The following is a 13,868-nucleotide window of genomic DNA, read 5'->3' as shown; positions in this document are numbered from 1 at the left end:
GAGCGTCGCCGCCCGCCGCCTCGAGCAGCCGACGCCCGGGGGACAGCGGCTCGGCGTCCGCGTGCGCCACGGCCGACGTCCAGCTGCCGAGGCCTACGAGGTAGTTCGGCCCGCCCGCCTTGTGGCCGGCGCCGACGGCCGACTTCTTCCAGCCGCCGAACGGCTGGCGTCGCACGATCGCACCCGTGATGCCGCGGTTGACGTACAGGTTGCCCGCGTGGACGCCGTCGAGCCAGCGCCCGATCTCGTCGGGGTCGAGGGAGTGCAGGCCCGCGGTCAGCCCGTAGTCGACCTGGTTCTGGATCTCGACGGCCTCCTCCAGGGTCGCCGCCGTCATCACGCCGAGCACCGGGCCGAAGAACTCCACCAGGTGGGTGGTCGACCCGCGCCGGACCCCGGTGCGGATGCCGGGGGTCCACTGCCGTCCGGCCGCGTCGAGGGCACGCGGCTCGACGAGCCACTCCTCGCCGGGGTCGAGGGTCGTGAGCGCCGTCAGGAGCTTGCCGTGCGCCGGCTCGACCAGCGGCCCGACCTGTGACGTCGGGTCGTCCGGGAGCCCCACGACCAGCGACGTCACGGCGTCGACGAGCTGGGCGCGGAAGCGCTCCGACGTCGCCACGCTGCCGACGAGGATCACGAGCGAGGCGGCCGAGCACTTCTGTCCGGCGTGGGCGAACGCCGAGTGCGCGACGTCGCGCGCCGCGAGGTCGAGGTCGGCGCTCGGGGTGACGACGATGGCGTTCTTGCCGCTCGTCTCGGCGAGCAGCGGCAGGTCGGGACGGAACGAGCGGAACAGCGCCGCCGTCTCGTAGGCGCCGGTCAGGACCAGCCGGTCCACGCGTGGGTCCGACACCAGCCGGCGGCCGACCTCGTCCTCCGGCACGTGCACGAGGTGCAGGACGTCGCGCGGGACGCCCGCCTCCCACAGCGTCTCGACCATGACCGACCCGCAGCGCGCCGCCTGCGGCGCCGGCTTGACGACCACGGCCGACCCCGCCGCGAGTGCGGCGAGCGTCGACCCCGCGGGGATCGCGACGGGAAAGTTCCAGGGCGGGGTCACGACCGTCAGCGCCGACGGGACGAACACCGCCCCGTCGACGGTGTCGAGCTCACGGGCCAGCTGCGCGTAGTACCGGGCGAAGTCGATCGCCTCCGACACCTCAGGGTCGGACTGGTCGAGCGTCTTGCCCGTCTCGGCGGCCATCACCTCCATGAGCTCGCCGCGCCGCTCCTCCAACCGGTGCGCGACCCGCTCCAGCACCTCGGCACGCTCGGCGCCCGAGCGCTGTCCCCACGCCACGCCACTCGTCCGGGCGGTCCCGAGGATCGTGTCGAGCGTGGCGACGTCGACGACGCGGTGCGCCTCCACCGTGTCGACCCCGAGGCTCGAGGTCGGCACCCGCTGCAGGATCGCCTCGGCCCAGCGCCGGTTCGCGGGCAGCGCAGGGTCGGTGTCGGGAGCGTTGGCGAAGCCGGCGTCCGTCGGCGGGACCGGCGGGAGGTTGCGGTCCTGGGTGCGACGCGGTGTCGGGACCTCGTCGTCGACGTCGGCGAGCGACGCCAGGAAGCGCTGTCGCTCCCGCTCGAACAACGTCTCGTCGTCGTGCAGCGCGAAGATCGCGGACATGAAGTTGTCGTGGCTCGCGCCCTCCTCCAGCCGACGGATCAGGTAGGCGATCGCGACGTCGAACTCCCGCGGGTGGACGACGGGCGTGTAGAGCAGCAGGCCGCCGACGTCGCGCCGCACGACCTCGGCCTGCTGCTGCGCCATCCCGAGCAGCATCTCCAGCTCCATGCCCTCGCGCGCCCCGCGCTCGCCGGCGAGCAGCCAGGCGTGCGCCACGTCGAACAGGTTGTGCCCCGCGACGCCGATGCGGACGTTCTCGACCCGCTCGGGACGGAGGGCGTAGTCGAGCACCCGCTTGTAGTGCGTGTCGGACTCCTGCTTCGTGGTCCACGTGGCCAGCGGCCAGTCGTGCAGCGAGGCCTCGACCCGCTCCATCGGCAGGTTCGCGCCCTTGACCAGCCGGACCTTCACGGCCGCGCCACCGCGCGCCCGTCGCGCCGCGGCCCACTCCTGCAGCCGGATCATCGCGGCCAGCGCGTCGGGGAGGTAGGCCTGGAGGACGATGCCCGCCTCGAGCTCGAGCAGGTGGGGCTGGTCGAGGATCCGCATGAAGACCGCCATCGTGAGGTCGAGGTCGCGGTACTCCTCCATGTCGAGGTTGATGAACGTGGGCGTCGGCGCTGCGGCGGCCCGCTCGAACAGCGGCTGCAGCGCGCGGCTGACGTGGTCGACGGCGTCGTCGAACGCCCACGCCGAGTGCGGGGCCACGGTCGAGGAGACCTTGATCGACACGTAGTCGACGTCGTCGCGCGCGAGCAGCGCGTGGGTGCCGGCGAGGCGACGCTCGGCCTCGCGCGAGCCGAGGACGGCCTCGCCCAGCAGGTTGATGTTCAGGCGCACGCCCCGGCGGCGGAGTCGGGCGATGCTTCGGCCCAGGCGCCGGTCGGTGGCGTCGACGATCAGGTGCCCCACCATCCCTCGCAGCGCACGGCGGACGACGGGGATCACGAGCGTCGGCGCGACGCGGGCCACCAGCGCCCCGAGCCTCATCGCCGCCCGCAGGTGCAGCGGCACGAAGCGCGGCACGTCGGCGGCGAGCGCGACGAAGTGGCGGGCGGCCACGTGCGGGTCCTCCGGTCGGATCACGCCGTCGACGAAGCCGACCGTGAACGGCAGGCCGGCCGGGTCGTCGAGGACCGCTGCCAGCCGGCTCGCGGCCTTGTCCACGGGCACCTCGGCCGCCTCGGACAGCCAGCGGCGGACGAGGGCGACGGTCTCGTCGGCGAGGTGGTCGTGGCGCGGGAGCGTCTCGGGCGTGGTCGTCATGCCACGAGTCTGGACCGGCCGACCGGTAAGATAAAGCGATCTTTTCTGAACGGTACTCGTCTGCTCAACCGAACGATCAGGAGCGCCCGTGCTCGACGTCCGCCGTCTGCGACTCCTGCTCGAGCTCGATGCGCGTGGCACGCTCGCGGCCGTCGCCGAGGCACTGCACCAGAGCCCGTCGTCGGTGTCGCAGCAGCTCTCGCAGCTCGAGCGGGAGGTGGGCGTCGAGCTGCTGCGCAAGGTCGGGCGCGGGGTGCAGCTCACCCCGCAGGCGGCGATCCTGGTCGAGCACGCCGAGGCGGTGGTCCGTCGTCTGGAGCAGGCGGAGACCGACCTCGCCGCGTCGCTGAGCGAGGCCACGGGCACCGTGCGCCTCGCGATGTTCCAGTCGGCGGCCCTCGCGCTGCTGCCCGCGACCCTCGAGCGCCTCGCCCGCGACCACCCGCGCCTGCGCGTCACGGTCACGCAGCGCGAGCCCGAGACCGCGCTGCGGGAGACCTGGACGCGCGACTTCGACCTCGTCGTCGCCGAGCAGTACGCGCACCACTCGACCCCTCACCTGCCGGGCCTGGACCGCGTCGACCTCGTGACCGACGAGGTCAGGCTCGCCGTGCCCGCCGACGACACCGCCACCGCGTCGATCCGCGACGTCGCCGACCGCGCGTGGGTCATGGAGCCCGACGACGTCGCGTCGCGCCACTTCGCCGAGCAGGTGTGCCGCTCGGCCGGGTTCGAGCCGGACGTGCGCTACGAGACCGCCGACCTGCAGGCGCAGGTGCGACTCGTCGAGACCGGGCACGCCGTCGCGCTCCTGCCGGGCCTGCTGTGGAGCGGCGTACGACCCGGCGTCCGCCTGGTCGACCTGCCCGACGCCCCCCGACGCACCGTCTTCACGGCCGCGCGCGCGAGCACGGTCGAGCGTCCGGGCATCGCCGCGTGTCGCGCCGCCCTGGCCCACGCCGCGACCAGCGCCCGGCAGCCCTGACGCGTTCCATCCCCACGATGCGGAACACCATCGCCCGTCTGCGGGGCCGAGAAGGGCGATGACGTTCCGAATCGTGGGGAGGAGCGACGGGAGGGCTAGGGGCGCAGCATGACCTTGATCGCCGTGCGCTCGTCCATGAGGCGGTAGCCCTCGGCCGCCTCGTCGAGCGGGAGCTGGACGTCGAAGACCCGGCCCGGCTCGATGGCGCCGGAGAGCACCTCGGGCAGCAGCTCGTCCATGTAGTCGCGCACGGTGGCCATGCCGCCGCGCACCCCCACGTTGGTCCCGAACATCGTCCGGACCGACACCTCGCCGCCGGTCACCGGGACGCCGACGAAGCCGACGTTGCCGCCCGGCCGGACGGTGCGCATCGACTGCTGCATCGCCTCGACCGACCCCACGCACTCGAGCGCGACGTCGGGTCCGATCCCGTCGAAGAGGTCCTTGACGCGCGCGATGCCCTCCTCGCCCCGCTCGGCCACGACGTCGGTGGCACCGAGGTCGACGGCGAGCGCCTGACGGTCGGCGTGCCGCGACATCGCCACGATGCGCTCGGCGCCGAGCCGCCGCGCGGCGATCACCGCGCACAGGCCGACGGCGCCGTCACCGACGACGACCACGGTCGAGCCCGGCCGCACGCCGCCGGAGACCGCGGCGTGGTGCCCGGTCCCCATGACGTCGGAGAGCGCCAGCAGCCCCGGCAGGAGGTCCTCTCCGGTGGAGCCGGGCGGCACGACGCACAGGGTCCCGTCGGCCAGCGGCACCCGGACGTGCTCGGTCTGGGTCCCTCCCGAGCCGCCCTCGCCGGCGATGTCGGCGCCCCACAGACCTCCGTGCAGGCAGTGTGCGCTGAACCCGGCTCGGCACACGGCGCACGTGCCGTCGGCGACGTAGAACGGCGCGACGACGAAGTCACCCGGTCGCACCGTCCGCACGGCGTGGCCCACCTCCTCGACGACGCCGACGAACTCGTGCCCCATGCCGCGGTCGTGGGCCGGCTCCCGGAACCCGCGGTAGGTCCACAGGTCGGAGCCGCAGACGCAGGCGGCGACGACCCGCACGATCGCGTCGCGCCCCGACGCCTCGGGCCCGCGCAGCAGCGACGGGGGCGGCGCCTCCTGCAGGCGCACGTCGCGCTCGCCGTGGACGTGGACGGTCTTCATGCGGGCTCTCCTGGGTGGCGACGGGACGGGGCGGCTGACGACGTCAGAGCATCGTGGCCAGGAACGTCTGCGTCTCCGGGGCACGAGGGGCGTCGATGACCTGCGACGGCGGTCCGTCCTCAACCACGACGCCGTCGGCCATGAACACGACCCGGTCCGCGACGTTGCGCGCGAAGGCGACCTCGTGCGTCACGACGATCATCGTCATGCCGGTGGCGGCGAGCCGCTTCATGGCCTCCAGCACCTCGCCGACCAGCTCGGGGTCGAGCGCCGACGTCGGCTCGTCGAAGAGCATGACGGTGGGCTGCATCATGAGCGCCCGTGCGATGGCGACGCGCTGCTGCTGCCCGCCGGACAGGGTGCCGGGGTACGCGTCGGCCTTGGCCTCCAGGCCGACGTCCTTGAGCAGGGCCTGCGCCTCGACGACGAGCTCCGCCCGGCGTCGTCCCTGCACCTTGCGCGGCGCCTCCACCAGGTTCTCCATGACCGTGAGGTGCGGGAACAGGTTGAAGGACTGGAACACCATGCCGACCGCCTGGCGCTGCCGGGCCGCCTCGCTCGGACGCAGCTCGTGGAGCGTCTCGCCCTTGCAGCGGTAGCCCATGACGAAGCCGTCGACCACGACGGCACCGGAGTCGGGCCGCTCGAGGTGGTTGATGCAGCGCAGGAGCGTGCTCTTGCCCGAGCCGGAGCGGCCCAGGATGCACACGACCTGGCCGCGCTCGACCTCGAGGTCGACGCCCTTGAGGACCTCGAGACCCCCGAAGCTCTTCCGCAGGCCGACGATGCGGACGACCGCCTCGTCACGGCTGGACTCGTCCCGGCTGGGCTCACCCTGCCCCGTCTCGTGACGACCCTGCTCGCGCTCGGTCTCCATGGCCTCGGCTCCTGTCTGCTGGGTCGCGTCGACACTGATGCTCATCGGGTGCCTCCCTGGGTCGTGCCGGCGATCCTGCGGCGCAGGGACCCCGGCGTCCGCGGTGCGGGAGCGCCGGGCGTGCCGCGGCCGTAGTGCCGCTCGACGCGACGCTGGGCGACGGTGAGGATGCTCGTGCAGAGCAGGTACCAGAACGAGACGACGATCAGCAACGGGATCGTCTCGAAGTTCTGGGAGTAGATCAGCTGCGCGGAGTAGAGCAGGTCGGGCAGCGCGATGATGCTGACCAGCGAGCTGTACTTGAGCATGCCGATCACCTGGTTGCCCGTCGGCGGGATGATGACCCGCAGCGCCTGCGGCAGGACGATCCGGCGGAACAGCATCAGCGGGCTCATGCCCAGTGCCTGCGCCGCCTCGGTCTGGTGCTTCGGCACCGCGAGCAGGCCGCCGCGGATGATCTCGGCCATGTAGGCGGCCTCGTTGAGGGTGAGGCCGAGCAGGGCGACGAACCAGACGGTCAGCACCTCGTTCGTGCTCGCCCCCACGATCTCCGGGCCGCCGAACGGGACCGAGAGGCTCAGCCGCGGGTACAGCGCCGCGAAGTTGAACCAGAAGATGAGCTGGATCAGCAGCGGTGTGCCACGGAAGAACCAGAGGTAGACGCCGGCGACCGTCGACAGGACCGGGTTGCGGGAGATCCGGCAGGTGGCCAGGACGACGCCCAGCACGAGCCCCATCGACATGGCGCTGACCGTGAGGATCAGCGTCGAGCGCAGACCGGCCATGATCTGCGGGTCGAAGAGGTAGAACCAGACCCGGCCCCACTGGAAGTTCTCGTTCGTCGCCATCGAGTACAGGACCGCGAGCGCCACGAGGCCGACCAGGACGGCCGAGGCGAGACGCACGGGGTGCTTGAGCTGCACGACGCTCGTGGGCGGCAGCTGGTCGGCGGCGAGCCGCTCGTGGGCGTGACGCCCACGAGCGGCTCCCGTGGGGGCGGCGACGCTCACTTGGTGGTCGTCTTCGCGCCGTCGACCACGGTGGAGTAGACGTCGGCCTTCTCCACCAGGCCCTTGTCACCGTCCTTGAAGTACTTGGCGGTGATCTTCTTGTACTCGCCGTTCTCGATGAGGTGGTCGACCGCGGCCGAGAAGGCCTGGGTCATCTTGGCGGCGTCGTCGTTGTTCGGGAACGCGAACCCGGTGGGCAGCACCGGGACGAAGGGCACCTCGAGCGTCTTGAACTTGTCGGGCGACTGCTCGAGCAGCAGGCCGGCCGTGCCCTCGTCGGTGAGGTTGGCGTCGACCCGGCCCTGCGCGACGGCGAGGTTGACGGTGGCCTGGTCCTGGAAGGTCTTGATCGTCAGGTCCTTGCCGGCCGCCTCGCACTCCTCCTTGGCCGTGGTCATGAACCCGGCCTCCTGGGAGCCGAGGAGCACGCCCACCGTCATGCCGCAGGCGTCGAGGTTGCTCTCGATCGTGTCGGGCAGGTCGCTGTCCTTCGGGACCACGAAGAGGTCACGCGTCGTGTGGTTCAGCACGAACGACACGCTCTTGAGGCGGTCGTCGTTGATGCCGATGTCGCCGACGGCGACGTCGTAGCGGTCGGCCTGCAGGCCCGTGATGATGCCGTCGAAGGGGATCATGACGTAGTTCGGCTTGAGGCCGAGGACGCCGGAGACGGCCGTCATCAGGTCGGCGTCCCAGCCGGTGGGCGCGTTCGCGCCGCCGGTCGGGGCGATGACGGCGGGTGCGTAGGCCGCGGCCGCGATCTTCAGCGAGCCGGCGTCGGCGACCGACGACGGCAGCAGGTCGGCGATCTCCTGGACCTTCTCGGTGCCACCACCGGCGGCCGCCGCGGTCGAGCTCTCGGAGCCACCACCGCAGGCGGCGGTGGCCGAGAGGAGGGCGACCGCGAGAGCGGCGCCGAGGAGGCGGCTGCGGCGCAGCGACGTTCGGTTCATGACATTGGCTCCTTGAGAGGGACGGCCCCGAGCGACCCGTCAACCGGGTCGCCGTACTGTTGAAGTGTGGGACAGTTCTAACGCACTCCTCGGGTCACTGACAACCGTTCGGGAGAATTGGCGCGAGTCCGTCACCCCGCCGAAATGCGCGCGACACACGCGGCTCCGGCCTGCACTGCCAGTGATCATGACGTGCCGCACGGGCTTGCCCCCCGACCCGGGCTCCGGGTTATGCTGCGTCCACGACTGTAGAAGTGTTGATCAGTTCACCGCTTCGCGTCGACGTCGGTCGCGCGGTCGCCGCGCCCCCTTCCGCCCGAAAGGCCACCACCGTGGATCCGCTCCTCGAGCCGTTCGACCTCGGCTCCCTCACCCTCAAGAACCGCATCGTCACCACCGCGCACGCACCCCTGGGGTACACGCACGACGGCCTCATGACCGAGCGCTACCTGCGCTACCAGGAGGAGAAGGCCATCGGCGGGATCGGCCTCGTCATGTTCGGCGGCTCCAGCTTCGTCACCCCCGACGCGCACAGCTTCTTCGAGTCGATCAACGCCGGCGACCCCCGGATCCAGGACGACTACGCCGACCTCTCCGCGCGCGTGCGCGCCCACGGCGCGCGCACGATCGTGCAGATCAGCCACCTCGGACGACGCGCCGACGACCACGCCACGTGGCTGCCGACCCTCGCCCCGTCACCGATCCGCGAGCGGGCCCACCGCACGTGGCCGAAGGTGATCGAGGACTTCGACGTCCCGCGCATCCTCGCCGCGTACGCGCGTGCGGCGCGGTACGCGCTGGAGGGCGGGCTCGACGGCGTCGAGGTGATGGCAGGCTCGGGGCACCTGCCCGACACGTTCCTCGCGCCGCGCGCCAACCGCCGCACCGACCGCTACGGCGGCTCGCTGGAGAACCGGGCCCGGTTCCTGGTCGAGGTGCTGGGGGCGATCCGCGAGGAGGTCGGCAGCGGGTTCGCCGTCGGCGTGCGCCTGCCGGGCGAGGAGTCCTCGGCCGACGGGCTGAGCGGCGAGGACTGCGTCGAGATCGCCGCCCACGTCACCGCCCACGCCGACCTCGACTTCGTCGACGTCATGTACGGCAGCGGCTTCACCCACCGCGAGCTCGCCCAGCAGATCCCCTCCGCCGGCACCGCCCTCGGGTTCAAGCTGGCGATGGCCCAGGCGGTGCGCGACGTCGTCGACGTGCCCGTGATCCACGCCGGCCGGGTCGCCGACCTCGCCACGGCACGCCACGCGCTGCGCGAGGACCTCGTCGACCTCGTCGGCATGACCCGCAGCCACATCGCCGACCCGCACATCGTGCGCAAGCTGATGGCCGGGCAGGAGGAGCGCATCCGGCCCTGCGTCGGCGCGAGCCACTGCCTGCAGGGCAACGACACGCTCTGCATCCACAACCCGGCCACGAGCCGCGAGACCTTCATCCCGCAGCTCACCTCCCCCGCCACGCACCGGCTGCGCGTGACGGTCGTCGGCGGCGGGCCCGCCGGCCTCGAGGCCGCGAGGGTCAGCGCCGAGCGCGGGCACGACGTGACGCTCTACGAGGCGGCGAGCCAGTTCGGCGGCCAGGTCCTGCCGATGACCCGGTCCGCGCGGCAGTCCGAGAAGCGCTCCATCACCGAGTGGCTGGTCGCCGAGGCCAAGCACGCGGGCGCGCGGCTCCTGGCCAACCACTACGTCGACGAGGACGACCTCCTGAAGGAGACGGCCGACGTCGTGATCGTGGCCACCGGCGGCATGCCCGACACCGACCTCCCGCAGGGCGGCGGCGAGCTGACGCTCAGCTCGGTCGACGTGCTGGGCAAGGCCGCACCGTCGGGCCGGACCGTGCTGGTCTTCGACGACCACGGCGGCGAGCAGGCGCTCGTGGTGGCCGAGCACTACCTCGAGGGCCAGGACAACACGGTCGAGCTCGTCACCGTCGACGAGCACGTGGGCCACGACGTCGGCCACACGATCATGCCCGGCTACAAGACCCGGCTGCTGCAGGGTGGTGTGACCCTGACGACCGACACCGAGCTGCTGTCGGTGGAGAAGGTCGACGGTCGCCTCCGCGCGACGCTGCGCAACGTCGCGTCCGACGCGGTGAGCCAGCGGGTCGTCGACGCCGTCGTGGTCGAGCAGGGCACCCTCGCGATGGACGACGTGTACGAGGCGCTGAAGCCGCACTCCAGCAACGGCGGCGCGCTCGACCTCGAGCGCTTCCGGCACGGGCTCGCCCAGCCCGAGTCGCCCGAGGGCAGCGGCTTCCGGCTGTTCCGCGTCGGCGACGCGGTGTCGCACCGTGGCATCCACGCCGCGATCTACGACGCACGCCGGCTGTGCCAGAACCTCTGACGGGGCCAGAACCTCTGACGGGGCCAGGACCTCTGACGGAGCTCTCCGCGCATCAGCACGACGAGGGGGCCGGGCCGGTGGCCCGGCCCCCTCGTCGTGGGTCCGTCGGCGTCGCGCAGACGCGCGGCTCAGGCGCCGATGCGGGCCAGCGCCTTCGCCCAGGCCGCGACACCGTCGTCGACCTGCTCGGCCGTGACGACGAGCGGCGGGATGAAGCGCACGACGTTGCCCCGGGTGCCGCAGGTGAGCAGCAGCAGCCCCTCGTCGATCGAGGCCTGCTGCGCCGCCGAGGCGAGGTCGGCGCGCGGTGCGCCGTCGGGGTCGCAGAACTCCACCCCCACCATGAGGCCCCGACCGCGGACGTCGGCGACGGTGCTGGTCGAGCCGGCGACGTCGCGCAGACCGGCCATGAGCCGCTCCCCCTGACGGGCCGAGTTCTCCACCAGGCCCTCCTCCGCGACGACCTTCAACGTAGCCACCGCCGCGGCACAGGAGACCGCGTTGCCGCCGTACGTCCCACCCTGCGACCCCGGCCAGGCCTTGCTCATGAGGGCCGTCGGCGCAGCGATCGCCGAGATCGGGAAGCCGCTCGCGATGCCCTTGGCCGTGATGAGCACGTCGGGCACGATGCCCGACGGCTGGTGGCCCCAGAAGGTGCCCGTGCGGCCGACGCCGGTCTGCACCTCGTCGAGCACGAGCACGATGCCGTGCTGGTCGGCCCGCTCGCGCAGGCCCTGCAGGAAGCGCAGCGGCGTGGGCAGGTAGCCGCCGTCGCCGAGCACCGGCTCGATGAGGAACGCCGCCGTGTCGGCCACGGCGCTCTGCGTCTGCAGGAGGTAGTCGAGCTCGCCCAGGGCGAAGTCGACGGCCTGCTCCTCGTCCCAGCCGTAGCGCAGCGCGTACGGGAAGGGAGCGGTGAACACCCCGGACATGAGCGGCGAGAAGCCGCTGCGGAACTTGGTGCCGGCGGTGGTGAGGGAGGCCGCCGCGACCGTCCGGCCGTGGAACCCGCCGTGGAAGGTGATGATGTTCGGCTTGCCCGTGGCCATGCGCGCCAGGCGGACGGCGGCCTCGACGGCCTCGCTGCCGCTGTTGGCGTAGAAGACGCTGTCGAGGCCGGGCGGCAGCACGTCGCCGAGCATCTCGGTCAGCTCGAGCATCGGGCGGTGCCGCACCGTCGTGTACTGGCCGTGGATGAGACGACCCACCTGCTCGCGGGCGGCCTCGACGACCGCCGGGTGGCAGTGCCCGGTGCTCGTCACGCCGATGCCGGTCGTGAAGTCGAGCCAGCGCATGCCGTCGGCGTCGTAGACGTAGCTGCCCGACGCGTGGTCGACCAGGACCGGGGTGGCGGTGACGAGCAGGGGGGACAGGGAGGCGGTCATGCGCGGGCTCCTTCGCGGATCGGCAGGGAGAGGTACTTGACGTCGAGGAACTCCTCGATGCCCAGGCGGCCGCCCTCGCGGCCCAGACCTGAGTGCTTGATGCCGCCGAACGGCGCCGACGGCGTGGAGACGAGACCGGTGTTGAGGCCGACCATGCCGACCTCCAGCCGCTCGCCCACCTCGAAGGCGAGGTCGACGTCCTGGGTGATGACGTAGCCGACGAGGCCCCACTCGGTGTCGTTGGCGGCGGCCAGCACCTCCTCGACGGTGTCGAACGTGCTGAGCGCGGCGACGGGACCGAAGATCTCCGTCGACAGCAGCTCCGAGCCGGGCTGCACGTGCGTGAGCACGGTCGGCTCCACGAAGTAGCCGGTGCCGGCGGGGACGTTGCCTCCGCCGACCACGCGCGCACCTCGGCAGATGGCGTCCTCCATGAGCCGGACCACCTTGTCGCGGCTCGCCGCGTCGATCATGGGCCCGACGAGCGTGCCCTCGACCATGCCGTCGCCCACGGGCATCGCGCCCATGCGGTCGGCGAGCCGCTGCGCGAACTCCTCCGCGACCGAGCGGTGCACGAAGATCCGGTTGGCGGCCGTGCAGGCCTCGCCCATGTTGCGCATCTTGGCCTGGACCGCTGCCTCGACGGCGACGTCGAGGTCGGCGTCGGCGAAGACGATGAAGGGTGCGTTGCCGCCGAGCTCGAGCGACGTGCGCACGACCTGCTTCGAGGCCTGCTCGAGCAGCAGCTTCCCGACCGCCGTGGAGCCGGTGAACGAGAGCTTGCGGATGGTGCCGCCGGTCAGGACGGGCTCGACGACCTCTGCGGCCCGCGAGGTCGGCACGACGTTCAGCACGCCGGCGGGCAGGCCGACGTCGAGCAGGATCTGCGCGAGCGCCAGCGTGGTGAGCGGCGTCTGGGGCGCCGGCTTGAGGACCATCGTGCACCCGGCAGCCACGGCGGGCGCCACCTTGCGGGCGCCCATGGCGAGCGGGAAGTTCCACGGCGTGATGAGCAGGCAGGGGCCGACGGGCTGCTTGAGCACGAACGTGCGTGCGGTGCCGTCGGGACGGTGGGAGTAGCCGCCGTCGACGCGCACGGCCTCCTCGGCGAACCAGCGGAAGAACTCGGCGGCGTACGCCACCTCCCCGCGCGCCTCGGCGAGCGGCTTGCCCATCTCCGAGGTCATGACGACGGCGAGGTCGTCCTGGCGCCGCATCACCTCCTCGTAGGCGCGGTAGAGCAGCTCCGAGCGCACGCGGGCCGGTGTCGCGGCCCACGACGCCTGTGCTGCGGCCGCGGCCGCCGTGGCGGCCTGCACGTCGGCGAGCGACGCGTCGGCGACCTCGGTGATCACCTCCTCGGTCGCCGGGTTGACGACCTCCATCCGGGCGGCGTCGGCGGCGTCGCGCCACTCGCCGTCGATGAGCAGCCGGGTCGGCACGGCGGCCAGGACGGCACCGCCCGTCCGCACGGGGTCGACGATGGTCATGATGCGCCCTCCTGGAGCTGGTGTTCGGTCAGTGCCGCGTGGAGCACGTCGGCAAGGTGTCGGGCCTGGACGGTGTCGCCCGAGACGTGGGCGATCTGGGTCTGGCAGCTGAAGCCGTCGGCCACGGCCACGCCGTCGCCGAGCGCCTCGACCTTCGGCACGAGGTCGTGGCCGGCCACCGCCATCGAGGTCGCGTAGTGCTGTGCCTCGAAGCCGAAGTTGCCGGCGAGGCCGCAGCAGCCCTCGACGTCGTCGGTCCGCATCCCGAGGCGGCGCATGACGCGGGTGCTGCTGGTGGCCCCGAACACGGCGTGCTGGTGGCAGTGGGTCTGCGTGAGCACCGACGCCGGCAGCGGCGGCGGCTCCCAGCCCGCGTCGAGCCGGGCGTCGACCGCAGCGGCGAAGGTCGTGACGCGCTCGGCGACGCGGCGAGCCTGCGCCGTCGGCACCAGCTCGGGCAGGTCCTTGCGCAGCGCCGCGGCGCAGCTCGGCTCGAGGACGACGATGGGGGCGTCACCGGTGCCGTCGAGCATCCGCGCGGTGCGCTCGAGGATGCGACGGGCAGCCGTCAGCTGGCCCGTCGTGGTCCAGGTGAGCGCGCAGCAGACGCCGGGCGTCGCCCCGACCTGCGACCCGGAGGCGCGCAGGACGGTCTCGGCGTGCTGCACGAGCGTGGGACGGAACCCGCGCGTGAAGCTGTCGACGAGGAGCAGCAGGTCGGGTGACGCGTCGGACCGCGCGAGCCGCGCACGCCGCAC

The 13,868-nt window shown here is 72.5% G+C and carries 10 protein-coding genes; 2 read left to right on the top strand and 8 right to left on the bottom strand.

Going from position 1 to position 13,868, the window contains the following annotated elements:
- Positions 1-2,893, bottom strand: a 2,893-nt coding sequence (locus NH339_RS14155; RefSeq protein WP_253026444.1) for a bifunctional proline dehydrogenase/L-glutamate gamma-semialdehyde dehydrogenase, incomplete at its 3' end; no start/stop codon positions are given.
- A gap of 88 nt (positions 2,894-2,981) precedes the next feature.
- On the opposite strand from NH339_RS14155, the gene NH339_RS14150 reads away from it, so the two are divergent.
- Positions 2,982-3,878, top strand: a complete 897-nt coding sequence (locus NH339_RS14150; RefSeq protein WP_253026442.1) for a LysR family transcriptional regulator — start codon at positions 2,982-2,984, stop codon at positions 3,876-3,878.
- A 95-nt stretch (positions 3,879-3,973) separates the two neighbouring features.
- Here NH339_RS14150 and NH339_RS14145 read toward each other — a convergent pair whose 3' ends face one another.
- Genes NH339_RS14145 through NH339_RS14130 form a run of 4 tightly spaced genes read right to left on the bottom strand, consistent with a single transcriptional unit; the run spans position 3,974 to position 7,881 of the window.
- A complete protein-coding gene (locus tag NH339_RS14145) occupies positions 3,974-5,041 on the bottom strand; it encodes a zinc-binding dehydrogenase (RefSeq protein WP_253026440.1) in 1,068 nt (355 codons plus the stop codon).
- A gap of 43 nt (positions 5,042-5,084) precedes the next feature.
- Entirely contained in the window at positions 5,085-5,963 is an 879-nt protein-coding gene (locus NH339_RS14140) for an amino acid ABC transporter ATP-binding protein (RefSeq protein WP_253026438.1), read from the bottom strand.
- A complete protein-coding gene (locus NH339_RS14135; RefSeq protein ID WP_253026436.1) occupies positions 5,960-6,928 on the bottom strand; it encodes an amino acid ABC transporter permease in 969 nt (322 codons plus the stop codon). The genes NH339_RS14140 and NH339_RS14135 overlap by 4 nt, the downstream gene beginning before the upstream one ends.
- A complete protein-coding gene (locus NH339_RS14130; RefSeq protein WP_253026433.1) occupies positions 6,925-7,881 on the bottom strand; it encodes a transporter substrate-binding domain-containing protein in 957 nt (318 codons plus the stop codon). Before NH339_RS14130 ends, NH339_RS14135 begins: the two co-directional genes overlap by 4 nt.
- A gap of 332 nt (positions 7,882-8,213) precedes the next feature.
- Between NH339_RS14130 and NH339_RS14125 the strand changes: the two genes are divergently transcribed.
- Complete coding sequence (locus NH339_RS14125) at positions 8,214-10,235, top strand: FAD-dependent oxidoreductase (protein ID WP_253026432.1); 2,022 nt, start codon at positions 8,214-8,216, stop codon at positions 10,233-10,235.
- Between the two features lie 128 nt (positions 10,236-10,363).
- On the opposite strand, the gene NH339_RS14120 is transcribed toward NH339_RS14125, so the two are convergent.
- The 3 genes from NH339_RS14120 to NH339_RS14110 form a co-directional block, all read right to left on the bottom strand.
- Positions 10,364-11,620 (bottom strand): aspartate aminotransferase family protein, encoded by a 1,257-nt coding sequence (locus NH339_RS14120; protein ID WP_253026430.1) that lies wholly within the window; start codon positions 11,618-11,620, stop codon positions 10,364-10,366.
- Positions 11,617-13,110: an NAD-dependent succinate-semialdehyde dehydrogenase gene (locus NH339_RS14115; RefSeq protein WP_253026428.1), complete on the bottom strand. Its 1,494-nt coding sequence runs from the start codon at positions 13,108-13,110 to the stop codon at positions 11,617-11,619. The genes NH339_RS14120 and NH339_RS14115 overlap by 4 nt, the downstream gene beginning before the upstream one ends.
- Positions 13,107-13,868, bottom strand: a 762-nt coding sequence (locus NH339_RS14110; protein WP_253026426.1) for a (Fe-S)-binding protein, incomplete at its 5' end; no start/stop codon positions are given. The genes NH339_RS14115 and NH339_RS14110, both read right to left, overlap by 4 nt.

The sequence above is a fragment of the Aeromicrobium sp. CnD17-E genome, assembly GCF_024124745.1.
Classification (GTDB): domain Bacteria; phylum Actinomycetota; class Actinomycetes; order Propionibacteriales; family Nocardioidaceae; genus Aeromicrobium.
This window is presented reverse-complemented; position numbering and strand designations above follow the sequence as displayed.

Bases quoted from the DNA above. Each gene is read 5' to 3' on its own strand.
- NH339_RS14145 (WP_253026440.1), bottom strand. From the start codon at position 5,041: ATGAAGACCGTCCACGTCCACGGCGAGCGCGACGTGCGCCTGCAGGAG.
- NH339_RS14140 (WP_253026438.1), bottom strand. From the start codon at position 5,963: ATGAGCATCAGTGTCGACGCGACCCAGCAGACAGGAGCCGAGGCCATG.
- NH339_RS14130 (WP_253026433.1), bottom strand. From the start codon at position 7,881: ATGAACCGAACGTCGCTGCGCCGCAGCCGCCTCCTCGGCGCCGCTCTC.
- NH339_RS14120 (WP_253026430.1), bottom strand. From the start codon at position 11,620: ATGACCGCCTCCCTGTCCCCCCTGCTCGTCACCGCCACCCCGGTCCTG.
- NH339_RS14115 (WP_253026428.1), bottom strand. From the start codon at position 13,110: ATGACCATCGTCGACCCCGTGCGGACGGGCGGTGCCGTCCTGGCCGCC.